The organism is Candidatus Amarolinea dominans (assembly GCA_016719785.1).
Taxonomy (GTDB): domain Bacteria; phylum Chloroflexota; class Anaerolineae; order SSC4; family Amarolineaceae; genus Amarolinea; species Amarolinea dominans.
Genome location: JADJYJ010000008.1, coordinates 206,073 through 232,874 on the forward strand (window position 1 = coordinate 206,073; position 26,802 = coordinate 232,874).

The 26,802-nt window shown below is 63.2% G+C and carries 14 protein-coding genes and 2 pseudogenes; 13 read left to right on the plus strand and 3 right to left on the minus strand.

Annotation, left to right across the window (positions count from 1 at the left end):
• Positions 1 to 16 precede the first annotated feature (16 nt).
• The 10 genes and pseudogenes from IPM84_12130 to IPM84_12175 all read left to right on the plus strand — a co-directional run bounded on the left by IPM84_12130 (position 17) and on the right by IPM84_12175 (position 13,510).
• Positions 17 to 2,935 carry a DUF1156 domain-containing protein gene (locus tag IPM84_12130; protein MBK9093498.1) on the plus strand — a complete coding sequence of 973 codons (2,919 nt, stop codon included), beginning with the start codon at positions 17 to 19 and terminating at the stop codon, positions 2,933 to 2,935.
• Positions 2,936 to 2,949: 14 nt separating this feature from the next.
• Positions 2,950 to 4,029 carry an AAA family ATPase gene (locus IPM84_12135; protein MBK9093499.1) on the plus strand — a complete coding sequence of 360 codons (1,080 nt, stop codon included), beginning with the start codon at positions 2,950 to 2,952 and terminating at the stop codon, positions 4,027 to 4,029.
• A gap of 7 nt (positions 4,030 to 4,036) precedes the next feature.
• The gene (locus IPM84_12140) at positions 4,037 to 4,567 is read left to right on the plus strand and encodes a hypothetical protein (GenBank protein MBK9093500.1); all 531 of its coding nucleotides are present in this window, start codon (positions 4,037 to 4,039) and stop codon (positions 4,565 to 4,567) included.
• Positions 4,568 to 4,649: 82 nt separating this feature from the next.
• Entirely contained in the window at positions 4,650 to 7,481 is a 2,832-nt protein-coding gene (locus IPM84_12145) for an ATP-binding protein (protein ID MBK9093501.1), read from the plus strand.
• Positions 7,482 to 7,606: 125 nt separating this feature from the next.
• Positions 7,607 to 8,023: a hypothetical protein gene (locus tag IPM84_12150; GenBank protein ID MBK9093502.1), complete on the plus strand. Its 417-nt coding sequence runs from the start codon at positions 7,607 to 7,609 to the stop codon at positions 8,021 to 8,023.
• Positions 7,966 to 8,175, plus strand: a pseudogene (locus tag IPM84_12155) (restriction endonuclease). The gene IPM84_12150 and the pseudogene IPM84_12155 overlap by 58 nt, the downstream one beginning before the upstream one ends.
• 772 nt (positions 8,176 to 8,947) lie before the next feature.
• Positions 8,948 to 10,915: a DUF262 domain-containing protein gene (locus IPM84_12160; protein MBK9093503.1), complete on the plus strand. Its 1,968-nt coding sequence runs from the start codon at positions 8,948 to 8,950 to the stop codon at positions 10,913 to 10,915.
• Between the two features lie 414 nt (positions 10,916 to 11,329).
• Positions 11,330 to 12,838, plus strand: a complete 1,509-nt coding sequence (locus IPM84_12165; GenBank protein MBK9093504.1) for an SH3 domain-containing protein — start codon at positions 11,330 to 11,332, stop codon at positions 12,836 to 12,838.
• Positions 12,839 to 13,164: 326 nt separating this feature from the next.
• Entirely contained in the window at positions 13,165 to 13,371 is a 207-nt protein-coding gene (locus IPM84_12170; GenBank protein ID MBK9093505.1) for a hypothetical protein, read from the plus strand.
• Between the two features lie 64 nt (positions 13,372 to 13,435).
• A pseudogene (locus IPM84_12175) lies at positions 13,436 to 13,510 on the plus strand (SEC-C domain-containing protein).
• A 1,361-nt stretch (positions 13,511 to 14,871) separates the two neighbouring features.
• On the opposite strand, the gene IPM84_12180 reads toward IPM84_12175, so the two are convergent.
• Positions 14,872 to 15,873: a hypothetical protein gene (locus IPM84_12180; GenBank protein MBK9093506.1), complete on the minus strand. Its 1,002-nt coding sequence runs from the start codon at positions 15,871 to 15,873 to the stop codon at positions 14,872 to 14,874.
• Positions 15,874 to 15,911: 38 nt separating this feature from the next.
• Complete coding sequence (locus IPM84_12185; protein MBK9093507.1) at positions 15,912 to 19,181, minus strand: DNA polymerase III subunit alpha; 3,270 nt, start codon at positions 19,179 to 19,181, stop codon at positions 15,912 to 15,914.
• Between the two features lie 179 nt (positions 19,182 to 19,360).
• Between IPM84_12185 and IPM84_12190 the strand changes: the two genes are divergently transcribed.
• Positions 19,361 to 19,885 carry a hypothetical protein gene (locus IPM84_12190; protein MBK9093508.1) on the plus strand — a complete coding sequence of 175 codons (525 nt, stop codon included), beginning with the start codon at positions 19,361 to 19,363 and terminating at the stop codon, positions 19,883 to 19,885.
• On the plus strand, positions 19,870 to 20,322 hold the full coding sequence (locus tag IPM84_12195) for a hypothetical protein (GenBank protein MBK9093509.1): 453 nt from the start codon (positions 19,870 to 19,872) through the stop codon (positions 20,320 to 20,322). The genes IPM84_12190 and IPM84_12195 overlap by 16 nt, the downstream gene beginning before the upstream one ends.
• 36 nt (positions 20,323 to 20,358) lie before the next feature.
• Here the strand turns inward: IPM84_12195 and IPM84_12200 are convergent, their stop codons facing one another.
• On the minus strand, positions 20,359 to 24,114 hold the full coding sequence (locus tag IPM84_12200) for an AAA family ATPase (protein ID MBK9093510.1): 3,756 nt from the start codon (positions 24,112 to 24,114) through the stop codon (positions 20,359 to 20,361).
• 211 nt (positions 24,115 to 24,325) lie between these two features.
• On the opposite strand from IPM84_12200, the gene IPM84_12205 reads away from it, so the two are divergent.
• The gene (locus tag IPM84_12205) at positions 24,326 to 26,800 is read left to right on the plus strand and encodes a serine hydrolase (GenBank protein MBK9093511.1); all 2,475 of its coding nucleotides are present in this window, start codon (positions 24,326 to 24,328) and stop codon (positions 26,798 to 26,800) included.
• The last annotated feature ends 2 nt before the right edge of the window (positions 26,801 to 26,802 follow it).

The window sequence follows — 26,802 nt, forward strand, 5'->3', positions numbered from 1 at the left end:
AAAATAGGACAATGTCATGACCTATCCCGTCAAATCCCCAAAGAAACTCATCGAAGTGGCGCTGCCGCTGGACGCGATCAACACGGCATCAATACGCGAGGGCTATATCTATCGCGGGAATCCCTCTTCCATACATAAGTGGTGGGCACAGAGGCCCCTGGCCGCGGCGCGGGCCGTAATCTTTGCGCAGTTAGTAAATGATCCGTCGTGGAAATGGGAAATGGAAAACCCCGGCCAAGTCCCACCGGGGCATCTCAAGGCCTCGTGGGCGGCCAGCCGCAATCGCCTCTTCAAGATCATCGAGGATCTCGTGCAGTGGGAAAGCACCACCAAAGAAGATGTGCTGGAACGTGCTCGCGCCGAGATTCGCCGCTCGTGGCGCGAGGTCTGCGAGCTGAACCGGGACCACCCACAGGCCGCCGAATTGTTCGACCCGGACAAATTGCCCGCACTGCACGACCCGTTTGCCGGCGGTGGGACGATCCCCTTGGAGGCGCAGCGTCTAGGGCTGGAAGCGTACGCTTCCGACCTGAACCCGGTGGCCGTGCTGATCAACAAAGCGCTGATCGAGATCCCGCCGAAGTTTGCGGGCAGAAAACCGGTGCATCCGGCCCTCATTTCAGCCCCCTCTCCGACAGCGGGCGAGGGGGAGCAGTGGAAGGGGGCAGCGGGGCTGGCGGAGGATGTGCGGTATTACGGGGCGTGGATGCGGGAGGAGGCGCAGAAGCGGATTGGGCACCTGTATCCGCCGGTAGAGATCACGGCGGAGATGGCGCGTGAACGGCCCGACCTGAAGCCGTTGATCGGCCAGAAACTCACCGTGATCGCGTGGCTGTGGGCGCGCACGGTGAAGAGTCCCAACCCGGTATTCTCGCATGTGGATGTACCGCTGGTTGCAAGCTTCATTCTCTCCAGCAAGGCGGGCAAAGAAGCGTACGTGCAGCCGGTCGTGGAAGGTGACCGCTATCGGTTCACCGTCAAGATTGGTACGCCGCCAGCAATGGCAAAAAACGGCACAAAATCCGGTGGGAGCGGGAGTCCTTTTCTGTGCATGCTTTCAAGATCTCCAATGGATTTCTCCTACCTACGGGAAGAGGCAAAACAGGGACGCATGGGACAGAAGCTCATGGCTGTGGTGGCCGACACAGCAAGGGGTCGTATCTATCTGTCACCAACACCGGAGATGGAAGAAGTCGCTCAAACTGCCAGACCGAATTGGAAACCCGAGACATCGCTCCCTGAAAGAGCATTGGGCTTTCGTGTTCGGGAATACGGCATGCTGAAATGGGGTGACCTCTTCACTCCCCGCCAATTGGTGGCGTTAGCGACGTTCAGTGATCTGGTTACGGAGGCGCGAGAGAAAGTCCGTCTTGACGCCCTCGTTGCCGCATGGCACGACGACGGTCGCGGCCTCGACTCCGGCGGTGTAGATGCGTCGGCCTATGCCGAAGGCATGGTAGTCTACTTAGCGTTCATCCTGTCCAAGACAACCGATTACAACAGTACACTCGTGCCCTGGTACACGAAGGAAGATCGTCCCGGCCATCTTTTCTCAAGGCAGGCTATCCCAATGGTCTGGGACTTCGCCGAACTGAATCTGTTTAGCGAGATCGGAGGTGCATTCGCGGCTTCGAATGAGATAGTCGCGGATGCTCTTAGTGGCTGCCCGGAAACGGGCGTTCCAGGTCATGTGAGGCAGGCTGACGCCATTGCCTTGCGTACGGGTGCCGGACATGTCTTCTCAACAGATCCACCCTACTACGACAACATTGGCTACGCCGATCTATCCGATTTCTTCTATGTCTGGCTACGTCGTGCGCTGAAGCCCATCTTTCCTGACTTGTTCGCTACGTTAGCAGTACCCAAGGCAGAGGAACTGGTGGCAACACCCTACCGTCACGGCAGCAAGGAGATGGCTGAAACCTTCTTCCTGGAAGGAATGACGCAAGCCATGCAGCGCCTCGCCGAGCAGACACACCCAGTCTTCCCAGTCACCATTTACTACGCTTTCAAGCAGTCCGAGAGTGATAGCGGGGCAGGTACAACGAGTGCTGGTTGGGAGACCTTTCTCGATGCAGTGCTTCGCGCTGGCTTTGCGATTACCGGTACTTGGCCGATGCGGACCGAACGGAGTGCGCGTTCAGTCGGCATTGGCACAAATGCCCTCGCATCTAGCATCGTCCTCGTGTGCCGGAACCGCCCCAACGATGCGCCGACCATTTCCCGCCGCGAGTTCCTGCGTGAGTTGAACGCGGTGCTACCCGAGGCCCTCGACGAGATGACCAAAGGCTCCGGCGACGACCGTTCGCCGGTGGCGCCGGTGGACCTGTCGCAGGCGATCATCGGGCCGGGGATGGCGGTCTTTTCCAAGTACGTCGCGGTGCTGGAGGCGGACGGCACGCCGATGAGCGTGCGCACGGCGCTGCAACTGATCAACCGCTTCCTGGCCGAGGACGATTTCGACGTGGACACGCAGTTCTGCCTGCACTGGTTCGAGCAGTACGGTTGGAAAGATGGAGTATTCGGGCAGGCCGATGTGCTGGCGCGGGCGAAGGGTACGAGTGTGGACGGCATGAAGGCCGCGGGCGTGCTGGAAGCCGGCGGCGGCAGCGTGCGTCTGCGCAAGTGGTCGGAATATCCGGCCGGGTGGGATCCACAGACCGACACCCGCAACCCGGTGTGGGAGACGCTGCACCACCTGATCCGCACGCTGAAGCAAGAGGGCGACACCGGTGCGGGCCGTCTGCTGGGCGCGGTCAGGGGCAAGGGGGAAGCGACCCGGCAACTGGCGTATCGGCTGTATACGCTGTGCGAGCGCCAGGGGTGGGCGGAGGATGCGCGGGCGTATAACGAGCTGATCACGAGCTGGAGTGGGATCGAAGCCGCGGTCAACCGGGAGGAAACCGGTGCGAAGCAGGGCAGGCTGTTCGAGTAATCCGGAGAGGAACTATGTTGAAATCACTTACCTTCAAGAACTTCACCGTTTTTCCAGACACGCCGTTGGAGTTTGGTCGAAACCTAAATGTCATTGTCGGCGAAAATGGACTGGGGAAGACGCAGATTCTGAAGGCTGCCTATGTCATGGCGTATGTCAGTGCACGGGGTGAAAAAGAATCTGCTTCCAGTACACCCACCAAAGCCTATCTACAAAGTGCCATCGCCAAAAAACTGCGTGACGTATTCAAACCTGATGCGCTGGGACGATTGGCGCGACGGCAGGCTGGTCGCAGTCGTTGTGAGATTAGCTGGGCCTTCTTCCGACCAGAACTGGATTGCAAGGTGTCGTTCAACACGGCCAGCAAGAGTGAGGTGGGCGTCGAGCAGACGCCTACGACCTGGCTCGACAAACTGCCGGTCTACTTGCCAACGCGAGAACTACTGACGGTCTATCCAGGCTTTGTGTCGCTTTATGAAACCACCTATAACGAATTTGATGACACATGGCGCGACACCTGCATTCTGCTCGGCGCCCTCTTGGCTAAAGGTCCTCGTGAAAAGCGCATTAGAGATTTGCTGGAACCATTGGAGATGGCGATGGGCGGCAGTGTCGAACTCGACAGATCAGGGCGGTTCTACCTCAATACCAAAACGGGAAGCATGGAGGTGCATCTTGTCGCCGAGGGGCTACGCAAGCTGGCAATGCTGGCGCGCTTGGTCGCCACTGGTTCGCTCTTGGACACGGGCTTTCTTTTTTGGGATGAACCCGAGGCTAACCTCAACCCTAAACTGATCCGGCTGGTTGCGCGCACAATTCTGCAAATCAGCCGGAACGGCATTCAAGTCTTTGTCGCCACCCACAGCCTCTTTCTCTTACGCGAGCTGCACATTCTGCACACCCAAGAATTTTCGAAATTGGACACACGCTACTTTGGTCTTCATGCCGCAGACGATGCAGTCGTAGTGAAAGTGTCCGACAGTCTGGATGAAATTGGGAGCATCACGGCGCTGGATGAAGATCTGGTCCAATCGGAGCGATACATTGACACCGAGATGGGCCTCATGGTTACTATCAACGAGAACGAAAGGTAAACCCAGCGTGTCGCATCTTCAAGTTGATTCCCTACGGTTCACCTTCGCACCAACAGTCGTAGCGCAACGTTATGACACTTGGCAACACTACACGACTGTCTGGAATGCAGCCGGCAGGCAAAAGGGCATTGATGTGGTGGCTGTTGAAAGTGTGGCTGCTTCGACGACCACGTGGCTGATCGAAGCGAAAGACTTCCGGGTTATCACCCAGCCGCCAAGGCCATCGAACATTGCGGGGCTGCCAAAAACCGTGGCGGACAAGGTGCGGGATACTGTGACTGGATTGGCAGACGCTGCGCTCAATGCGGCTGACGCCGCTGAAAAAAACCATGCGACCAACGCGCTGGCAGCGCCTGCCAAACGGGTCGTGCTGCATTTGGAGCCTCACGTGGGGCCTCATTCGGTGCTGTTTCCGGCCGGATTTTCGGCCAGCGTGCTCCAGCAACTCAAACAATTGGTCAATACCATTGATCCAAACCCGCTGGTCTTGAATATCGCGAACACCCCCGCGGCCGGAGTGCCGTGGAGCGTAGCCTAATGGCTTGTCAAACAATAACTTCCCGCTCTGGCCGGTCTCCGACCGAGCCAGTTCGGGAGTTTTAAACCTAGGAGCACTGCCTATGAAACCCTGGCGAGAAGTAGCCGTTCCCCATCCCGACGTGCTCGAAGGCACGTTTCAGCAATCGGAGTTTGCCGCCGACATCACCGCGGTGCGCACGGGCGGGGCCACGCGGGAGTACCAGGATGCGGCGGCCTTCTACCAGCGCACCTTCATCACCGAGGGCATGCGCCTGCTGCTGATCCAGGTGGCGCAGCGGTTGAACGGCCAGGGTGGCGAGCCGGTCATCCAGTTGCAGACGGCCTTCGGCGGCGGTAAGACGCACACGATGCTGGCCGTCTACCATCTCGCCACGCGGCACTGCGCGCTGGGCGATCTGGCCGGCATCCCGCCCCTGCTCGACCAGGCCGGCCTGATGGACGTACCGAAGGCCCGCGTCGCGGTGCTGGACGGCCAGGCTCACGCCCCCGGCCAGCCCTGGCTGCACGGCAAGCACACGGTGCGCACGCTGTGGGGCGAGCTTGCCTGGCAGCTCGGCGGCGAAGAAGCCTTCGACCAGCTCAAGGACGCCGACGCCACCGGCACTTCCCCCGGCAAGGCTGTGCTCCAAACGCTGCTGGCCGCCTATGCGCCCTGCGTGGTGCTGGTTGACGAGCTGCTCGCCTATATTCGTCAGTTTCAGGCCGGCCAGCCGCTGAGCGGCGGCACGTTCGACAGTAACCTGTCCTTCGTCCAGGCCCTCACCGAAGCGTGCAAGCTGGTGCCCAACGCCGTTCTTCTGGCCTCCTTGCCCGAATCGGAGGTGGAAGCAGGCAGCCAGCGCGGCATGGCCGCCCTGCGGGCACTGGAAAAAACCTTCGGACGTGTGCAGGCGCTGTGGAAGCCCGTGGCCACCGAAGAGGCCTTCGAGATCGTGCGGCGACGCCTGTTCGAGCCAATCCGTGACGAACAGGGCCGCGCGGCGGTCTGTCGCGCGTTCGCAGACGCGTATGTGGCCGAAGGGGCCAGGCTGCCCAGCGAAACCCAGGAGCAGCGTTACTTCGACCGCCTGGCGCAGGCGTACCCGATTCACCCGGAAGTGTTCGATCGGCTTTACGAAGACTGGACGACGATCGAAGGCTTCCAGCGCACGCGCGGCGTTTTGAAGCTGATGGCCAAGCTGATCTACCGGCTGTGGAAGGACGACAACAGGGACCTGATGATCATGCCCGGCAGCCTGCCGTTGTATGATGGCAGCACACGCAACGAACTCATGTACTACCTGCCGGCGGGCTGGGACCCGGTGGTGGAAAAGGACATTGACGGCGAGCGGGCCGAAACGACCGAACTGGAAAACAAGGAGCCGCGTTTCGGCGCGGTGAATGCGGCCCGCCGCGTGGCGCGCACGATCTTCCTGGGGAGCGCACCCGCTTCAGTGTCCACGAAGGCCGGCATCCGCGGCATTGACCGCGCGCGTGTGCTGCTCGGCTGCCTGCAGCCCGGCCAGACCTCCTCCACGTACTCCGACGCGCTCAACCGGCTCGCCGACCGACTGCACTATCTGAAAAGCTCCGGCGAAACAGCGCTGGCCTCGACGCGCTTCTGGTTCGACACCCGCACCAATCTGCGGCGTGAGATGGAGGACCGGAAGTCGCGCTTCGACGACAAGGCTGACGTCCGCGTCAAACTGGCCGAGGTGCTCAAGAGACTGACCGCCGGCGCCACCTTCTTCGACGGCATCCACATCTTCACGCCGCATGCGGATGTGCCGGACGACAGCGCGCTGCGTCTCATCATCCTGACGCCGGAGGTTTTCTATGCGCGCGAGGAGCCGCGCGTGGCGTTCGACGCGGTGCTGGACAGCGCCCGCAACAACGGCGCCAAACCGCGCTACCGTGGTAACCGGCTGATCTTTCTGGCTCCCGATCACGGCGTGCTGGCGCACCTGCGCGACAGCATCAAAGTGGCGCTGGCCTGGGGTTCGATTGTGGAGGACATCAGGGACGGCCGCCTGAACGTTGACCAACTTCAGAAGCGGCAAGCTGAGAAAGAATTGCAGACGGCCGAGAACGTGCTGCCGGGGACCGCCCGCGAGTGTTACAGGTGGCTGCTCTGCCCCGCGCAACATGCGGCCACGGATCCCAAGCCGACGGTTGAGGTCTTCCCGCTGAACAGCGGCGGCTCATCCCTGGGCAGCGAGATCGAGCGCGTCTGTGTGGACAATGAGCTGGTGATCGGCGCCTGGTCGCCCATCCACCTGCGCAGTCACTTGCAGCGACTGTACTGGAAGGCCGATAAGCCGGCTGTCGGCGCCATGGTTTTTTGGGAAGATACGCTGCGCTACCTCTATCTGCCGCGCTTGAAGACGCGCAAGGTGCTTGAGCAAGCGATCATCAAGGGCGCGGCCAGCCGGGATTTCTTCGGCACGGCCTACGGGCAGCACGAGGGGAAGTATGACGGGTTCAAGCTGGGCGATGCTAATGTGCAGTTCGATGACACGCTGCTGCTGATCGAGCCGGAGGCGGCGCAGGCGTATGAGGTGGCGCAGGCGACTCCCGCGGCAGCGCCGGCCGGCGGCATCAGGTACCCGACTGCCACAGGCGGAACGGGGCCAGGAATCATTTCCGAAGCTCCAAGCTCGACACCTGGGGTGGCCACAGGGCCCACGCCGGGCGGGTCGGCAAAGGCGCACGCGTTCATCGGGACCGTTGACGTGAACGCAACCGCGGCGAAGGTGCGGCTGCTGCTGATCGCGGATGAGATCATCAGGGTGTTGGCCAATGATCCGCAGGCGAGCGTGAAGGTGACAGTCGAGATCAGCGCCGAGTTCCCCAGCGGCGTATCGGATGAAATCAAGCGCGCGGTGTCCGAGAATGCAGCGAGTTTGGGGTTTAGGATTAAGACGTGGGAGTAGGAGGCGGGGCGACCCAGGGCCTATATCTCTAGCCGTCGCAGGGCGGCTATGCACTCGTTGCAACGACCTCAGAGTTACTCGCCTGTGATCTTGGTTGGAGGCTGATATCTGAACTGAGACAGACCATGCTCAACGATGGAGTGATTCAGAAGATTAACAAGCGGATGGGGCGCATGGAGATTGCACAGGTCGCCGTGATCGTTGCCCCCTGGTCGGCCGGTCGTTTTGGCTGGCGGCGGGCGATGATGATGGTCGGCTTTGAGCGGCCTGATCAGGGCGGCATGGGCGCCGTCTACACCGCCTGGGACATGGCGCCGTTCGCGGCCGACCTGTGGGCCGATGCCGACGAGGCGCTGCGGGCGAAGCTGGAAGAGCAGCACGAAGCCTGGCTCAAGGCCACGGGCGGACATCCCTGGAACCCGCCTGACTGGGCCGGCGGCGACGCGTGCCCCGCGCCGTTTGCGCCGGCCAAATGGGACGCGGTCGCCGCGCACTCCTGCGCGCCGAGCTTGACGCCTACTACGCCCGGCTCTATGGCCTGACGCGCGACGAGCTGCGCTACATCCTCGACCCCAAGGATGTCTACGGCCCGGATTTCCCCAGCGAGACGTTCCGGGTGCTGAAGGAGAAAGAAATCAAGGCGTTCGGCGAGTACCGCACGCGGCGGCTGGTGCTGGAGGCGTGGGATCGGCTGGAGGCGGAATTGGGGCCGGTCGTTGTGCGCAACTACCGGGAGGAAATGGCGGCGACGCCTGGCCGGGTCGCCGAAACGGGTCGCACGTACCAGGCAATCGCCCAGCCCGCCAGGCCCCCGGCTCCCGGATCACCTGCCAGGCCGGCGCCTGCGGCGCAGCCCCAGGCGAGCGCCGGGCAGTCCGACCTGTTCGGCGTAGCGGCTGCCCCTGCCACCACGCCGCTCAAGGCAGAACCCGTGCGCCCGGCTGCGCGGCCGGAACCCGCGGCCCAGCCGGTCATGATCCCCACGCCGCCGCAGGGCAATCGCAGCGAACGACTCGGCCGGCTGCTCACGCTGGGCCGCAAACAGACTTCAGAGGCCATCGGCGAGTTGGTGGCCGCCCTGGGCGACGAGGACGAGCAACTGCGCTGGCTGGCCAGCCTGTCGCTGCTGGGGATGGGGGGAAGCACGGTGATCGCGACGCTGCAGGCGTTCATTGTGCAGGCGCCGTCCGCGGTTGCGCGGGAGGAGGGGGAGAAGGTGTTGGGGAAGCTGGAGGCGTTTGGCGGATGAGCGCAAGACCAGGGCAAAAACACCGTCATGACCAACGACGAGGCGCCGAAGTTGATCGCTACCCGATAATGCCTGCCGGGCAAGATGGGTGACGACCAGGATCGCACTGATTCCGCAGGATGAGATGGTGGAGAACATGACGTTCGACGTGCTGGCGAGCCCGTTTTGGGCGCCGGTATAGGCACAAATATCCAGCCTGGTGTGAAAGGAAGATCAGATGGAAATCAATACGATTCTTAATCAGATTGATCTTGGTGCGATGGCGCTGCCTGAATTTCAGCGCGGCTATGTGTGGAACCGCAATCAGGTGCGTGACTTGATGGCGTCACTCTACCGCCGGTATCCTGTGGGTGGGCTGCTGGTGTGGATCACGAAGACCGAGAGCGCCGATGCGCGCGGCGACCATCCGCTGTCCGCCGGCACCGTCGAGTTGATCCTCGATGGACAACAGCGGGTGACGACGCTCTACGGCATCATCCGGGGGGCGCCACCCTCCTTTTTCGAGGGCAACGCCAGCGCCTTCACCGGTCTCTATTTCAATCTCGAGGACGAATCCTTCGAGTTCTATGGACCTGTGAAGATGGGCAGCGACCCACGCTGGATCAACGTCACCGAGTTGATGAAGCTCAGCATGGGCCCCTTCATCGACGGCATCTACCAGAACGAGGCGCTGAAGCCTCACGCCCAAGTATACCTCGGCCGTCTCAACCGGCTTTACACTATCGGAGAGATCAAGGTTCACATCGAGAAAGTCGCTGGACCGGACAAGACGGTGGACGTGGTGGTGGACATCTTCAACCGCGTCAATAGCGGAGGCACTAAGCTATCAAAAGGTGATTTGGCGCTGGCGCGCGTCTGCGCGGAATGGCCTCCCGCGCGCGAAGAACTGCGTTCAGCGCTTGGCAAGTGGGCCAGGTCCGGCTTTGATTTCAGCCTGGATTGGCTGCTGCGCAACGTCAACGTCGTGGTGACGGGTAAGGCGCTCTTCTCGGCGCTCAAGGACGTCGACACCGCTGGATTCCAGCAGGGCTTGAAGCAAGCGAAGAAGGCCATTGATTATCTGCTCAATATCGTCAGTGGCCGCTTGGGATTGGATCACGAGCGAGTACTGGGCGGGCGCTACGCGTTCCCGATCATGAGCCGCTACGTCGTGGAAAACGGCGGCAAATTATCCAGCGCACAGCAACGCGACAAACTGCTCTACTGGTATGTGCATACACTGCTGTGGGGGCGCTATGCCGGTTCCACCGAATCCATGTTGATGCAGGACTTGACGGCGATGGAGAATCACGCCGAGGCCCTGGACCGGCTCATAGACCAACTGCGCACCTGGCGCGGTGATCTCGAGGTGCGTCCCAACAACTTCGCCAACTGGAGCGTGGGCGCCCGTTTTTATCCGATGCTCTACATGCTGACGCGCGTCGGGGAGGCGCGGGACTGGGACACGGGGCTGCCGCTCAAGGCCAATCTATTGGGCAAAACCAGCCGGCTGGAGATTCACCACATCTTTCCCAAGTCGCAGCTCTATGCGCGCGGGCATGACCGCCCTAAGGTCAACTCACTGGCAAACTACTGCTTCCTGACGCAGGCCACCAATCTTGACATCAGCAATACCCTACCCGAAGTCTACTTCCCGCAGATTGAGGCCAGCCACCCTGGCGCATTATCGTCGCAGTGGGTGCCTATGGACCCCAAGCTGTGGCGCATTGAAAACTACGCTGACTTTCTGGCCGAACGCCAGCGTCTGCTGGCGAAAGCGGCCAACGTATTCCTCGATAGCTTGCTGACGAGCAGCCATGTGGGACCACTTGAGACAGTGCCGTCGGTCGCGGTGCCGCCCGCCGTCGAAATCATCAGTGTTTCGGGTGGCATTGACGATGAAGGCGAAGAAGCCGTGCTGTTGGAGGAGAACATTTGGGTGACAGAACAGGGCTTGCCTGAAGGCGAAATGCTCTATGAGATTGTTGATGCCGAGACGGGCGCTCTCAAGGCGCTGCTCGACCTGGCATGGCCCGAGGGCATCCAGACCGGCTTCAGCGAACCGGTCGCCCTCTTGTTGAATGAACAGATGAAGACTCTGGAATTGGCGAGCGCAGCGGGTTTCCGTTGTTTCACCGATGTAAAGGTGTTTCGCAGCTATGTGGAGAAGGAAATCCTGGCTTTGGATACCATGGCAGCAAACTGACAGCATCACTTCCCCGGGGAAACCATGTCGGCGCGCGAGAACTCAAATAAGGAACGCTGCCCGCTGTGCGCTGCCAAGATTGCGAGATCCGAGAGGTTTGTGAAACCGTTCGGATCTCGCGCTAGTCATGTGGTGCTCCCCCACATCCTGGCTTTACGGAGAGGGGCGGCGTAGGGCCTCAGCGCTGCGGTGGTCCTTCATGCAGGCGATCCACCGCAGCCCACACGGCGTCGCGCAGGCGTTCGATCAGCGGGTTATGCAGCTTCCGCTCAGTGCATAGCCTGGTGCTATCCCTGTGGGTCGGGGCGGAGCGCCAGGGTGAGGGGGCCGTCGAAGGCGTCAACCTGGCCGAGCTGCTGGCTGCCGGATCACAAGAACGAGTGCAGAAGTAGTAGCTGGAAACGGAGGAAGAGTATGCTGTCCCAAAAGCGTTATCCGATTATGATCGCCCTCGGCATGATGATTTTGCTCCAGATGGCTTGTGGACAAACATCGCGCACCAGTGACGAAAAAAGCATCGCGGCCACAGTCGCCAAGCAGGTGCGGGCAACCCTAACCGCTGAAGCTCAAAGGTCGGCAGCAAATACGGCAGTCGCAGTTGCCCCATCCGACACCCCTAAGCCGACTGAAACGACAGCGCCTACGGCGACATCTGCTCCCACCGAGACGCCGGCGCCAACGGCAACTGACACTCCGACGTCTCTCCCAACCGATACCCCCGTACCGACTGATACACCTACCGTAACGGAGACACCGACTGCAGACAATACGAACGACCTGATCGTCAATGCACCAGCGATTTTGGGCGCTAAAGTTGCAGAGGTCGAGGGTACCCTGGGAGAACCCCTGGATATTGCCCAAATTGATCGAGGGTCGGTGCCCGCGATTCCAGACGGTGGCGAGTCTCGCATGTACATAGCACAAACATATATTCTCTACGTTGATTACGACAAGACCGGTATTGCCAAAGGCGTGCAGTTGTTCAGTGGGCTGGAAAAGCATAACTACGCCTTGTCTGAATGGCCTGTGGCGCTTAGACGTGTTGGGGTTGACTTTATTACCAAACCACCGGACCAATCAGCCCTAATTGCAGTCGCATGGACCAATGTAAATGGCTATGCTGTCAGGGTAGAGACCGATGCTATCGGCGGTAAGATATGGAGCGTTTGGGTTTCGCTCGTTTCGTCTAACCCGCGGCCGGCAAATACGCCTGACAAACCGGCGGCGGTTGCATCCAATGCGAGCAACATACGGTCGGGACCAGGCACGAGTTATCCTATTGTCGGCAAGGCGAGCGCCGGACAGCGCTATGATATTCTGGGGCGTAACGCGGATTCGTCGTGGTGGCAAATCTCGTATGGTGACAAACAGGGATGGATTGCGGCTTCGGTTGTCAAGACGAGCGGTCCGCTGACGCAGGTGGCTGTAGCACAGAACATTCCAACACCGCCCCCTGCACCAACTTCTCCGCCGGCCAAGCCAACGTCCCTGCCACTCACGCGGCCCGAGCAAGAGTTCACGGTGAAGAACTGGGGACTGCGCCTTTACGATGTGAAGCGCGCCAAGTCAGTCTATCACTACGGCAACGCGCGCTTTGCCCAAGGCACCTACCTCATTCCGCTCGTTGAGTTTCGGAATACGGGATCCGGAACTGCGACGCCCCTGCGCAGTCTCAATTTCTACCTGCAAGATACGCGGGGGCGGACTTACAAGTTCGATCCGTTCGATGATGCGGTTCTGGGCGCCGCATGGCAGTTCCAGGCTGGGCACTTGTACGATGACATTAACCCGGGGCTAAAATTGGGCATCGCATTGCCATTTGATGTGTCACCTGACCTGACTGACGTCTGGTTGCGCGTCAAAGAGGACTCCAGAATCGTGATGTACCTGGGGAATGTGAGCCAGTTACCGGAAAGCAAATGAAACGATGACGCCAAAAGCTGGAGTTGAAGCTGCCATAAAAAGAGGCCCCGAAGGGCCCGAAGGCGTTATGCCTTCCACCTCCAGATAACTGGATTGCTGTCATTATAACCGAACGGTGGCTGCGAAGTCAAGAGAGAAACACTACACTAGGCGAGTTCCACCAGGTTTGGCGTCGAGGCTGAGAAGGGCAGCCTAGCGGCGGGGAGCGCGGGGTGTTTGGAGCACGAAGACGCGAAGCGGCACGAAGCATACGAAGCACGAAGATCGCGAAGCGCGAAAGAGGGAGTTAGCGTTGAAATGATTGCCTTTGCCCATGACATGGCGGCATGATTGATCTGCTGATCGTGCAGGATGGCATCGCTTATCCCCTGCAGATCAAGAAAACCGCCGCGCCGGGTCGGGATGATGTCCGGCATTTCGGAGCGCTGGCGCATCTCGGTTTGCCTGTCGGCCCGGGCGGCGTCATCTGTCTGGCGGAGCAGTCGCTGCCGCTCACGGCTACGGCCCAGTCCATCCCGGCCTGGGCGCTGTGAGCCGTTGGATCACGAAGACACGAAGCCTTACGAAGAATACCAAGCGCGAAAGAGGTGGATCATGGTCGGTCGCAACGATCCCTGCCCTTGCGGCAGCGGCAAGAAGTACAAGAAGTGTTGTCTGAAGAAGGATGAAGAGGCCCGGCAGGCTCAAGTGGAGGCCGAGCGCGCGGTGCGCCAGGCGGCCGCCGCATCGCTTCCGCCACCGTTGCCCGCAGTGCAACACCTCCCGCCCGCTGCCGGGACGGACGACGCGCTGGGGGATGGGCCAGAGACGGAAGCTGAGGCAGACGCCATAACCGACTCCTCCTTTTTCGATACGCGCTGGGCAGAGTTCGAAGCGGCAGAAAATGACGAAGACCAAATCGCCATCTTCCTGGCGACGCTGGATGAGGGGGCGATGGATAACGAAAGCGCCTTCGAGATGCTCAACGTCATCTACCAAGCCAGCGTGGCCAGCGGCGAGCGCGATCGCTTCGATGCGTTGCTCGCCCTGTTGCGCCAGCGCCAGCCGGACGTCTACGCCCACGATGCCCATTTCTACGCCGGCTGGCTGATCTCGAACGCCCTGGCCGCCGGACGCATGGACGCGCTGCCGGCCCTGGCCCATGAGCTGGCCGACACAGCCGGCGAAGATCTCGACACCGTCAGCGGCACCCTCGACCAGTTGGCTTACCACGGCCACCTGTCGGTGGTTACTGAGGCCATGCGCCGCGCCTGTCCGTTGGTGCGGGATGCCGGCGAATACTTCGAGTGGGCGGTCACTGCATTTGCCGAACGTGCGCTGACGTACGCGAGGCTCGACTACCTGGAGCGCACCGCAGCCCCGCACGCCGCCGAACTGGAGGCGCTGAGCGCCGCCTTTGATTGCGCAATTTTGCAGCCAGGGGATGCGGCCCAATTCCTGGCGCATATCACCGGGCAGGCCGAGCGGCGCTGGAGGTTGGACGACTTCACCCTCACGCCGCACCGGCAGCGCAAGGGCGCACCGGGACTCTCGGCGGACGATGGCCGAACCAATCTGTATTACCTGACCGTCGAATTCCTGGGCTACCTGCGCCGCGCGGAAGGCATGCCGTATGCCAAAGGGGAGATTGCGCGCGATCAGATTCAGCGATACATCTTGAAGCGCCACGCCGGGGAGTTGAACGATGCGAACGGCAGGAGGGGGGCCAGGCCCAAAGCGCGCGCATCGGCGCCAGTGCATCCCCTCTGCCCCGACCACGACACGATGGATCGTTTTCTGGCTCGTCTGTTGAGTTTCCTCAGCTCGCAGCCTTACAGAGCCGCAGCCCTATTCGAGATGCTCCCGGCCTGGCTCAGGTTCCTGGAAGCACGCGAGCTGATTGACGCCGACCAGCGCGTCCGGACCCTGCGCGAGTTGGATGGCCTGGTCCCTGATCTAATCAAAGTTTTGCATGGCTATCGTTCGGACTCCGCGCTGCGGCTGGCAGCAGAGCACTGGGGGGAGAACGATGGTCTCAGGCCGATGCGCCGCGATCAGGCCGCGAAGTAGGCGCGGTAGAAGGCGTCGAGCCGGCGCCGGATACGCTTTTCGGCATAACCGCTCTGCAGCGCAGTTTCCACGACCGGCGCGGCCAAGAGCGTCACCTCATGCGTGACGATGGCTTGCGTGACGCCCATGGCCGCCAGCCACGCGCGGACGTCCTTTTCCCCATGGACGCGGAAGAAGTTGCGCACCAGCCCCGCCATCAGCTCAGCAAACAACGGCGTGGCGCGGAAGTGCAGCCAGAAGTTCAGGCCAATCTGCACCATCGCCTCCAGGGACTTGGTATCCACATAGCCGGCCAGTTCGGCCATCTCCGTTTCGGCATTTGCCGCCCACACCTCCTCGCTCCACTTGCGCATCAGTCTGGCATCCAGGGTCGTGTTCAGGAAGGTTTCGCTCTCGAGGATGGTCTCCTGGACATTCGCGCTGATGAAAGCGAGTAACTGCTTATCAATACTCCTTCCCAGGGTTGGCGCACCGGCGTTCAAGGCATTCTGTCCCATCCTGAGCAGCGACGATGCGCCGGGGATGTTTTTCGCCAGGGCATTTTCGGTCAGCACAAAGGCCTTGATGCCGCGGTAGAGGACATTGGAGATCAGCACCCCATAAACGGAGCTTGAGATAACCTGGTGGGTGATCTCGCGGCGCAGGTCCTCCAGGCCGATGATGTTGTCAACGAGCTGATCGAACACCCCGCGCGGCAGGAGCGACGCGACGCGGGCGTCATCGTTCGTCAGGAATTCATGCACAAACAGTACGTTTTCCCGAATCTCGTCCACGAGTTCGGGCGAAATCGGCCTCTCGATCACATTGCGCCCGATCCAGTCTACCACCTGGTCTGCGCTCACCACCTCGTGCAGCCGCACGTGCCCCAGCCAGGCAAAAACGTCCGCCACTTCCTCCGCCAGCGTCGCCGGCAACTTCTCCCCGCGCAGCCGCTCCAACTCAAACCGCACATGCGCTTCCAGCAAATCATCCTTCTTCTTTGTCATCCCTCATTCCTTTCCGATTTTCGATTTTCGATTTTCGCTCACGAATCTCCGCTCTCTGCGCTTTGCACTCTGCACTTTGCACTTTGCACTTCTCCCCCCTCCTCCACCTGCAGCCAGGACGTGCCCCATTCATCCCCAACCCAGCGCCCCTGCACCAGCAGCGGTTGCCAGGGCGCCGGGGACTTGGCCGCCTTGTCGCCGCGGGCGATGACGAACGTGGCGCCGTCGCCCAGGAAAAAGCCGGGGCCGCCGGTCCAGCCGGGCAGACGCACGCCCGCGGTCAGGAGCGACCGGCCGGGGAAAGCGGACAGTTCGGCCAGGGGCACATGCGCCGGCAGACTTGCGCGCACCAGCGCCAGCGGATCGGTCAACGCGCTGACCGGCAGGCCGAGCAATTCGGTCTCCCAGTCCCAGCGCTGGCGCAAGGTTTCCGCGGGGACCGCACGCCGGCCAAAATCGAAGATCATCTGGCCGGCAGAACCGTGACGGAACTCCTGCGCCTCGGCCAGCAGGCTGGCCCGGCTCGGCGCCAGTCCATCCAGCGCGCCGCCGCGGATCAAATGCTCGATCTCTTTCGGCCGCAGGGCGACGCGGCGCAGCAGGTCACGCAGATCGCTGAATTTGCCGGCGCCGCGCTCCTGGCAGATGGCCGTGATGGCCGCCTGGCGCAGGTCGCGCACCTGGCCCAGGCCCATGAAGAGCACCGGCCCAGATCGCCCCTCCGCCAGGCTGAACGCCTCGGCGCTGAAGTTGATGTGCGGCGGGCGCACGGTCAGCCCCAGGCGCACCGCCTCTGCCATGTAGATCGCCGGGTGATGAAAGCCGCCGTAGTCGGCCAGCCGCGCGCAGAGGAACTGCGCGGGGTAGTGCGCCTTGAGGTAGGCGGAGCGAAAACTGACCTCGGCGTACGCGGTGGCGTGCCCCTGGTTGAAGCCGTAGCCTGCGAAGGGCATCACCTGCTCCCAAAGCGTGCTGGCCTGCGCCGGAGTGAAGCCAGGGCCGGTCGGCGGCGGTCGCTGGCAGCCGGCGATGAACTGCCCGGCCAGCGCCGCCATCTCCTGCGCGCCGAAATGGCTCATGCCGCGACGCAGTTGATCGGCCTGCGCCCATGTCAGCCCCGCGATCTCGCGCGCCAGGCGCAAGATCTGCTCCTGAAAAATCAACACTCCCTGGGTGGGGCCAAGAATCGGCTGCAGAGCCGGGTGCAGATAGGTCACGGCCTGCTCGCCGCGGTAACGGCGCACGAATGCGCCGGCCATGCCGCCCATCGCGGGGCCGGGCTTGAAAAAGGCGTTGGCAATCGCCAGGTCGCGTACGCTGCGGGCCTTGAGCTTGCGCAGGGTGCGCTGCGCGCCGTCCGATTCGCACTGGAAGACGCCAATCGTCTCCCCGCGCGCCAGCAGATCGGCCGTGGCCGCGTCGTCCAGTGGGATGTCGGCCAGGCCAAAGGCCGCATCGTGACCCTCGCGCACCCAGGCCGCGGCGTCGGCCAGCACGGTCAACGCGCGGATGCCCAGCAGGTCCATCTTTTGCAGCCCCAGCGCTTCCACATCGCCGTGTTCGAACTGGGTGATCAGGAAGCCCTTGGGCGCCCACTGCACCGGCGCGATGTCGGTCAGCGGGCCGGGCGTGATCACCACACCGCCGGGATGAACGCTCAGATGATCGGGCTGCCCCACCAGGGTGTAAGCCACGCGCACGGTTTCCTGCTCCAGGGGATCGGTCAGCGCGGCCAGGACGTCGTCCATCGTGCGTTGATCGCGGCGCCGCGGGTCGGGATGCCAACGGTGCGGCAGTTGACCTACCAGCCGGTTGACCTGCTCGGCCGGCAGCCCCAGGGCCTTGCCCGTTTCGCGCACGGCCGATTGCGGCCGCATCGTGCTGACCGTGCCGATGAGCGCGACGCGGTCCGCGCCGTACGCGTCGCGCACGTAGCGCAGCACCTCATCGCGGCGCCGGCTGCAGAAATCGAGGTCAATGTCGGGCGGGTTGGTCCGCGCCGGATTCAGAAAGCGCTCGAACAGCAGCCCGTGCTCGATGGGGTCCACCGTGGTGATGCCGGTGCAAAAGGCGACCAGGGAGTTCGCCACGCTGCCGCGCGTGCTGACCGGAATCTCGTGGCTGCGGGCAAAGCGCACGATGTCAGCCACCACCAGGAAGAGCGGCGCGAAGCCGTGGCTGCTGATGGCGCTCAATTCTGCGGCCAGACGCTCCTGCGCCTGGCCGCGCCGGGGCGAGTCGGCGGGAAAGAGGCGCTCGAGACCGGCTTGTGCCAGGGCGGCCAGCGCCGCGTCCGGCGTCTGTCCACTGGGCAGCGCCAGGCCGGGCCAGATCGGCCGGCCGTCGGGCAGGCAGTCGCTGCAGACGGCCGCAATCTCCCCACTCTGCGCCACCGCCTGCGGGAAGCGCGCAAAGCGCTCGGCGATGTGGGCCGGGCTGAGCCAGTGCGGGGACGGGCCGTGAGCCGCCTGGCCGCGTGGGAACGAGGCGACCGGTGTGATGGGCGTTGGCGCGGCGGCGCGGCGCGTGGTTGTTCGAGCCACGTAGCGCGTCTCGTCGTCGGCCCATTCCTCATCGGGATCGGCGCCGTCGTTCGGCGCATCATTGCCTGCATCTTCGTCCAACCGTGCATTGGCGCGGATCGCGGCCAGCAGGCGCAGCCGGGGCGCGTCCGCGGGCGCCAGGCAGAAGATCGGCTGCACTGCAACCGTGGCCAGTCCCAGGCGCCGGCCCAGGGCGGTCAGCGCATCCGCGATGGCGGCATCGGCGGGGGCGTGCAGTTCCAGGGCCAGGTGCAGATTCTGCCCGAAGATGTCCGCCAGCCGTTCGGCGTAACGCTGCGCCGCGGCCGCGTCGCCGCTGCGCAGGTAGCGTTCGATCCACCCTTCCTGCCCGCCGCCCAGGCAGATCAGCCCGGCGCGCTGTTCGGCCAGCGCGTCCAGGTCAAGCCCGCGGGCCGCCAGCGCTTCCCGCTGCGGGCTGCCCTGGATTAGCGATGAGAGGCGGCAGAGGGAGCGGTAGCCGGCGGCATCCCTGGCCAGCAGCACCAGTTTGCCGGCCGTGACTGCATCGCCGGGCTGCCAGGGGAAAGCAGGCTCGGCCACCGTGACCGTCATGCCGATGATGGGCTGAACGCCGGCGGCGCGGCAGGCGCGACTGAACGCGACCGCGCCGTAGAGCGCGTTCGTGTCGGTCAACGCCAGGTGGGTCAGGCCATCCGCGGTCGCGCGCGCCACGAGCGCGGCCACCGAGGGCGTCGCGCCGAGCAGGGTAAAATGCGAGTGGACTTCGAGATGGGTAAAGGACATCGCCTTTATCATAGAACGGAGCCGCCGAAATAGCAAACGGCGATGCACAACTTCAGGAATTCCAGATGTGGCGCCGCGCGACCGTTGTTGACGGACTTCTACAGGCCTGTTACAATCACGACAAGGTGTGGAGCGATTCCTCGCCATTCACATGACTTACCTTCAGACAAGATGTTGACATGGACAAAGCAGAGCTTGTTCAGGCGTTACAGGAATTGGATGTGAGTCTGGCTGCGCCGTGCGACATCATCGTGATCGGCGGCGCAGCCATGATCTTGCACTTCGGCGCGCAACGGGCCACGCGCGACATTGACGTGCTCCTGCTGCGCGGCGACGTCGGAGAGTTGCGCCGGGCGGTCAGGCACGTCGCCAGGCTGCACGATCTCCCCGACGACTGGCTGAGCGATGCGGCCAAGGGTTTCGCTGACATCCTGCCGCCCGACTTCTACCATCGCCTCACTCCCCTGCCGATGCCATTGCAGCGCCTCCATGTCTACGTGTTGGGGCGGCCAGAACAGGCCGCGATGAAGATCGTCGCCTTGCGCGAGCAAGACCTGGAAGACCTGGAGTTGTTACTGCCTTCGATGAACGAAGCCGACAAGGCAACTCTCGTAGCGACTATGTACCATGTCGCCCGTTTCCGGCCCGATTGGGCGCAAAGGATCGAGTATTTCTTGCAGGAGCAAGGATGGCAGACCCAGTAGATCGGCTGTTTCAGGAATGGCAACAGTTGGGTGGTCGGGTGCTTCTGGCTGAAGCCCATGCCGCCTCGACGTCGCGCGCCTCCGAACAGGTGATCGCCGAAAGCACGGCGCATTGTCGCGCATCGGGCCGCCTCACATGGGTAGTGCTCGACTGGTTGATCCGTCATGTCGAGCAGTTAGACGAAGACAGGTTGCTGCAAGAGACGCGGAAGCGAGGCAATCTATCTGTCCTCGGCCTGCTGTGCGATGCGGCTAATCTGCGCCGCCCTCATTCGAAATTCCAGCGTATCATGGCCGCGTGCAAACCGACCGACGCGGTCGAGCCATTCTTTCAACGCGTCGCCAAAAGTCGAACAGCGTTGGCCTTAACACAGCAGAACGCGCTGGAAGTATTTCGTCGGTGGAATTACCTGTGTAGTGAACTGCGCTATCTCTGACCGGAATCCGAAACATGGGAGAAAAAATCTTTGACTTCATCCCCCCTTCTCCTCTCCGCTATGCGGAGAGGAGAAGGGGCCGGGGGTTGAGGTGAGGCCCGCACCCATCCCCCGTAACTCCCGGTGGCGCGGGAGATCCTCACAGAACGATCGTCGCAGCTCAGCATCCGCGATCAAGGCGGACTGCTCGTGCAGCCAGCGGCAGCCGCGCACCAGCATCTGCTCCGCCCACGGCTCCCCGGCAGCGTCCAACACAGCATAACAGATCAAGTAGAGCGAGCTTGGGTCGGCCGCCTGGTCAATCAGGGGGAGAGGGGCGCCGGTCAACAGCTCTTCCACGCACGCGCAAGCCTCGCCGGTCTCACCCCTCTCCAACGCCAGGTGCGCCTGCGCGCCCACGATTTCAGGCAGCAGCCGCGCCGCGACCTCGCCGTGCGCGGACGCACGCGCCTGGCGCAGGGCATCTCCGGCTTCCGCCCATCGGCCCTGCCGTTGGCGCAGCAGGCCGGTCAGCAGCCACGCTTCGGCCAGAATATGGGCGACGCCCAGCCTGGCGGCGATGGGCAGCGCCTGGCCGGCCGCGTCGGCGTATCCAGGCTCCCCGCCATCCAGGTGCAGGCGGGCGGCGAGCAGCAGGAGCCGCACCTTGAGCAGCGACGCGGCCAGGGCATCGGCGGCGACGGTCGCGGCCTCGATGAGACTCTTGGCCTGCGCCCAGGCGCCCAGTTGCACGAACATCTCGGCCGCCTCCACCTGGCCGGCCGCGGCGGTCCAGCGATCGTTGATGGCCTGGCAGTGCGGCGCCAACCGGTCGTAGAGCGCAAGACAACGGTCGTAGGCCGCCGACAGCCGGTAGAGCGCGAGCTGGTTCAGCAGCACCTGCCCCTCCAGCCAGGGATGGCGCAGATCGCGGGCTGTGGTCAGCGCCGCGTCGAGCCTGCCCTCAGCCTCGGAATAGTCGCCACGCGTCCAGGCCACCATGCCCAGTCCCATCCGCGCCACGGCGCGCAAGAGCGGCGCTTCGCGGCCAAGGGCGCTGTCTCGCACCTCGCCGAAAGCCGCTTTCGCGCCGGCCAGATCATCCACAGACCAACAGGCGATGCCCAGGTGCAGCAGGCAGTCGGCGACTGCGTCCGGCGCCGGCTGCGCACGCGCCTTGCGCAGCGCATAAGCATAGTAGCGCCGCGCGAGATCCAGCTCGCCGCGCCACCAGTGACTGCGACCGGCAATGCGATGAGCCTCGATCTCGGCGGCCGGATCGTGCAGCGCCGCGGCCAGCGCCAGCGCGGCGTTGGCCGCGACAATGGCTTCTGCGTAGTGCGTGGTTTGTTCGGCCAGGGTCGCGCGGCGCAAGGCCGCGACCAGGCGCTGGCGTGGGTCGTGCGTCAGCTCCGCCAGCCGTTCCAATTCGCCAACGTCGGCCGCCTGGGCCTGGGGATCGCGCCGTTGGCTGTGCGCCTGCTCCCGCGCCGCCAGCAGTTCGAAGCGCAGCGCAGGCTGCGCGGGCGGCGCCAGGGCCAGCGCCTGCGTCAGATAGCCAACGGCTTCGGCGTACGCGTGCCAGGCCAGCGCCTGCTCGCTGGCGGTGCGCAGATAATTCAGTGCTTTGATCCGCTCGCCCCCATGCGCGCAGTGCCAGGCCAGGGCTTGGAGGGTGACGCCGGCCGCGGCGCCGTGCCGGGCAAAGAGCCGCTCCAGCTCCAGCCCGATGGCTCGATGCAGATGGCCGCGCTGCACCTCGTCCAGTGCGCCGTACAAATAGGCTTGAAACAGATGATGGCGAAAGTGATAGACCGCGCCGGGCGTCCCCGCGTGGGGCAGCACGCCGCCGGGAAGCACCAGGCGATGCGCGCGCGCCAGATCGCCGCTCAGCCGGGCAATGACCGTTTGCTCGCTCTCGCCCACCAGCGCGGCGACGATCTCGCTGCGGAACTCGTCGCCCTGAACACACGCTGCGTTCAGCAGCGTACGATCAGCCGGCGGCAGGCGGTCAATGCGCTCCCGGATCAACGCCTCGACGCGCGGCGGCAGCGCGTCCCAGTTCAGCGCGCTGCGGTCCACCCAACGTCCCTCCGGGTCCTGGCTGAGCCACCCGGCCGCGGCCAGTGTGTGCAGCAGTTCCACCGTGAAAAGGGCGTGACCCTCGGTGTGACGATACAGGGTCTCCCGAAACGACGCTTGCAGCCGGTTAGGCTCGCGGTCGAGCAGCGCGTCTACGAAGCCGCGGCCGTCGGTCTGGTCCAGGTCAATCGTCGTCGCGCCGATTTGATTTCGCAGCGGCTGGATCATGGTGCCCAGGGGATGGCTGCGCTCGCTGTGCGCCAGCGCGAGCGCGCCTGACCGGTAAGCGCCAACGATGAGGACGCGGCTGTGGGTCAAAGCCTGCGCCAGGTGGAAGAGCAGGGCGACGGTGCCGGCGTCGGCCCAATGCAGATTGTCCAGCGCCAGCAGAAGCGGCCGCAGCCGCGTCACCTGCTCGATAAAACGCGCCAGTTGGTCGAACAGCGCCGCCTGCGACATGGGCGGCAGCGCCTGCCGGTTGGCCGGCGGCGCGTCCGCATTGACGCCTGCGCCAACCAGAACCCGGCGCGCCCAGTCCGGCGCTTGCTCCCAGAGCAGGCGGACGACTTCGCCGCCGGCTGGCGGCGCCGCCGCAGGATGGTTGTGCGCAGATGGGCGGGTGTTGGGGAGGCCGCTCTCGTGCGCCACGAACAGGCGCAGACCATCCACAAAGGGCTGGTAGAGATCGCCGATCCCAAGCAGCGCCGTGCAATTGCCACGGACGACCAGCCACGGCGGGTTGGTGCGGCCGAGCTGGCGGGCGATCTCGTGCAGCAGATACGTCTTGCCGCTGCCGGCTTCGCCCATCACCAGGACGACGCGGCCGCGACCGAGCGCCGCCTGCCTGGCGCCGGCATGCAGCGCGGCCAGCTCTTGCTCGCGGCCGACAAAGGGGTGAGCATCCTGCGTTCCCCGTGCGGACCAAGCGGCTATGGTTGGCCCGGCCGCGCTAACCGGTTTGGCCGCCGCGGCCAGGCGTCCCTGCTGAATGGCTGCGGCCAGCTCCGCGGTCTGCGCTTCCGGCTCCGCGCCCAACTCCTGCTGCAGCTCACGCCGATACGCTGCATAGCGTGCCAGCGCGGCGCCATGCTGATCGCTGTCCACCAGCGCCAGCATCAGCCCGCGCTGCGCGGCCTCGTCGTACGGATTGAGCGCCAAGCAGCGCCGGTAACGCGGCAGCGCCTGCGCCAGATCCCCCTGGACGTGGTCATGCTGCGCCAGCCGAAAGAGCGCGCGGGCGGCAAGCTGCTCCAACTCGCTGCGCGCGGCGGTGATCCACTGCTCGAACTCCTGGCAATCGTCGGCGTGGAACCCTTCCAGGAAAGGACCGCGGTAGAGCGCCAGCGCCTGTTCCAGGTTGGACGCCCACCCCGGCTGCGATTCCGGCGTTTGCGCCAGCGCCAGAAAGCGCACGGCATCTACGGTCACATCCGCGGCCAGGTTGAACTGCAGGGCCTCGCGTGTGATGTGGAGATAGGGCGGCTGTGCGGTCTGGTCGTTGAGCACCGCGCGCAGGTTGGCCAGGGCGCGGCGGAAATTACCGCGCGCGGCTTCGATGGTGTGCCCCGGCCACAGCAGCTCGGCCAGCGCCTCGCGCGAGTGGGGACGGCGGTGCTCCACGGCGAGGAAGGCCAGCAGGGCACGCACCTTATTGGACTCGAAACGTTCGATCACCTGGTGATCGAGGGTCAGTTGAAAAGGACCGAACAGGGTCAGGTCGAGATGGGCCATCGGGCTCCCTCCTCAAAACCGCACAGCAAACCAGGTTATGCAAAAACCGCTTTCATTGTACCACAATTCTCGTGACTTGTCCGGACATTTTGCGCGCGATTTGCGCGCGATGTTGTGCTAATCTAGACTCGCTTGAACGAACGCGGCCCAAACGTGCCTTTGAAGCCACCTCAGTTTAGTCTCGAAGTTGTCTCGTATAGGAGAAAGTAACATGTCACCCATCCATCGCTCATGTGTTCTCTCGATTCTCTTGCTGACAGCGCTCCTGGTCGCGTGCAGCGGCCCGACGGCCACACCGGCGCCGCCCGCAGCGACGCCGGTTCCACCAACGACAGCGCCGGTCCAACCAACACCGGTTCCACCGACGGCAGCGCCGGCCCAACCAACACCAGTTCCACCGACGGCAGCGCCGGAGCCATCACCGCCGCAAGGCCTGCGCTTCGATGCGCCCAAGTATGCCATCAACGGTCCCTATGCCGTAGGGGTTCGCTACTTCACCATACCAGCCACAGCGGAGAACGACCGCGACCTCACGGTCAGTGTCTGGTATTCGGCCCAGAAATCCGACGGTGCGACTGCCGAGATGGTCTACGAGCAGCAGTTTGCGCCCGGCGAGATTCCCGCGTTCTCGGTCTTTGGTCATGCCCAACTGGATGCGCTTCCCGACGATAGCGGCGCACCCTACCCACTGGTGGTCTACAGCCACTCCCATTGGTCGTTTGGTCAGGAGACTCCCTATTTTGCCGAGCATTTGGCCTCGCGCGGGTTGGTGGTCATATCCAGCGACCATGAGGATAACTGGAGCACGGCATTTGGCCCCATTGCGCCGCAGGCATATTTTCGGCGACCGCAGGAGATCACACGCCAGATCGATTATGCCGAGCATCTCTCCGCCGATGGCGGATTACTGCCCGGCTTAATCAACACGAACCAGGTCGGTGTTGCAGGTTGGTCCCAGGGGGCCATGACTGCCCTTGCTGCAGCCGGTGCGCGCTTGAACCTGGCTAATGCGGCCGCCTGGTGTAAGGAAAATCCGGACACTGCTGAGCTCAACCCGACAGCGTGCCCAGACCTGGTCGGTCGCGAAGCGGAGCTTGCCGCCTTCGCAGGTCTTGACGAGACGCCTGCGGGGCTTTGGCCGGACTGGAGTGACGAGCGTGTTGGCGCCGTCGTAGCCATGGCGCCATCCACCATCCCCTTCGGCAAAGAAGGCATGCAGCCTGTGAATGTGCCGGTCATGTTTCTGATAGGATCCGGTGAGACATCCGTTGACGGAGGCTTTGAGATGGCTAGCCCCTACGAAAGTGTTGTCTCCGGAAGCAAGGCCAAGGTGGTCTTCGACTATGGCGAGCATCTGATATTCTTCAGCCGTTGTGCTGACTCACCTAGTATCGTGGCGTTGGGCTTTCCTATGTTCTGCACCGATCCGGTATGGGACATGGACCGCGCCCACGACCTGATCAACCACTTCACCACCGCCTTCCTGCTGGCCGAACTGAAAGGCGACGCCGATGCGGCCAAGGCGCTGGCGCCGGAGAATGTGACGTTCCCGGGCATCAAGTACGAAGCGGCCGGCTATGGCGCGGCTCCTACGGCTAAGCTAGACGACGCCACCGTGGCCAAGCTCGAGGGCATACTAAATGACCAAATGCAGCCCAACGGCGTTCCCGGCTACGCCATGTGCGTGGTCATGGACGGTAACCAGGTCTACAGCAAGGGCTTCGGCGTTGCGGAGTTGGGTGGTGATCGGCTGGTGACGCCCCAATCGGTCTTCGCCATTGCCTCGACTACGAAATCCTTCACTGGCGTTGCGTTGATGCAACTCGTCGAGCAAGGCAAGGTAGACCTGGACAAGCCGGTCACGGCCTATCTCCCCTACTTCGAGATGGCCGACCCGCGCTACAAGAACATTACTGTGCGCATGCTCGCTTCGCACACGTCGGGGTTGACGGACGAAGCAGTCACGGCAACTCTGCCGGAAAGTGTGGAGCCAACCGCAGTGGACGCAGCGCTCGAGTGGTACGTGCGGTCCCTGAGCGATGACAAGCTGACAGCGGCGCCCGGCGAAACATGGCAGTATGCCTCGGTCAACTTCAGCATCTTGGGCGATCTCATCGGCAAGGTGTCAGGCTTGCCCTATGACCAGTATGTCGTCCAGAACATCTTGGAGCCACTCAAGATGACGCACTCGACCTTCGATGCGGCGGCGATCCCGCCCGATGCCCTGGTTGGCGAACACACAACCGGTGAAGACGCTATCGTGAAGGCAAAGCCGGTGACCCACACCAAGGGCATAGACCTACCGGCAGGCGGTCTCTATTCCACCTGCGAGGACATGACGCGCTGGATGCAGGTTAACCTGAACCGGGGCGAATTGGACAGCGCGCGCATCCTCAAGCCTGAGACCTACGATATCCTCTGGAAGGTAGAGGCGCCGACCGGTCTCGACCAGTTCTTCGGTGCGTGGGCCGGCCAATATGGGTTAGGCTGGGGCGTGGCGGAAGATGGCGGTCATTTCCTGGCTGGCCATCCCGGTGGGGGTGCGGGCCAGACCACCGGCTTTCAGCTCGCCCCCGACGACAACCTGGGCGTGACGGTGCTGGCTAACTGGGGCACCGATGCCATCTACCCAGCCTGGATGGCTGCGGCTGATGTGACTTATGCCTTGTTGGGTATCGACAAATAAAT

Bases quoted from the DNA above. Each gene is read 5' to 3' on its own strand.
- IPM84_12130 (MBK9093498.1), top strand. From the start codon at position 17: ATGACCTATCCCGTCAAATCCCCAAAGAAACTCATCGAAGTGGCGCTG.
- IPM84_12135 (MBK9093499.1), top strand. From the start codon at position 2,950: ATGTTGAAATCACTTACCTTCAAGAACTTCACCGTTTTTCCAGACACG.
- IPM84_12145 (MBK9093501.1), top strand. From the start codon at position 4,650: ATGAAACCCTGGCGAGAAGTAGCCGTTCCCCATCCCGACGTGCTCGAA.
- IPM84_12150 (MBK9093502.1), top strand. From the start codon at position 7,607: ATGCTCAACGATGGAGTGATTCAGAAGATTAACAAGCGGATGGGGCGC.
- IPM84_12160 (MBK9093503.1), top strand. From the start codon at position 8,948: ATGGAAATCAATACGATTCTTAATCAGATTGATCTTGGTGCGATGGCG.
- IPM84_12165 (MBK9093504.1), top strand. From the start codon at position 11,330: ATGCTGTCCCAAAAGCGTTATCCGATTATGATCGCCCTCGGCATGATG.
- IPM84_12170 (MBK9093505.1), top strand. From the start codon at position 13,165: ATGATTGATCTGCTGATCGTGCAGGATGGCATCGCTTATCCCCTGCAG.
- IPM84_12180 (MBK9093506.1), bottom strand. From the start codon at position 15,873: ATGACAAAGAAGAAGGATGATTTGCTGGAAGCGCATGTGCGGTTTGAG.
- IPM84_12185 (MBK9093507.1), bottom strand. From the start codon at position 19,181: ATGTCCTTTACCCATCTCGAAGTCCACTCGCATTTTACCCTGCTCGGC.
- IPM84_12190 (MBK9093508.1), top strand. From the start codon at position 19,361: ATGGACAAAGCAGAGCTTGTTCAGGCGTTACAGGAATTGGATGTGAGT.
- IPM84_12195 (MBK9093509.1), top strand. From the start codon at position 19,870: ATGGCAGACCCAGTAGATCGGCTGTTTCAGGAATGGCAACAGTTGGGT.
- IPM84_12200 (MBK9093510.1), bottom strand. From the start codon at position 24,114: ATGGCCCATCTCGACCTGACCCTGTTCGGTCCTTTTCAACTGACCCTC.
- IPM84_12205 (MBK9093511.1), top strand. From the start codon at position 24,326: ATGTCACCCATCCATCGCTCATGTGTTCTCTCGATTCTCTTGCTGACA.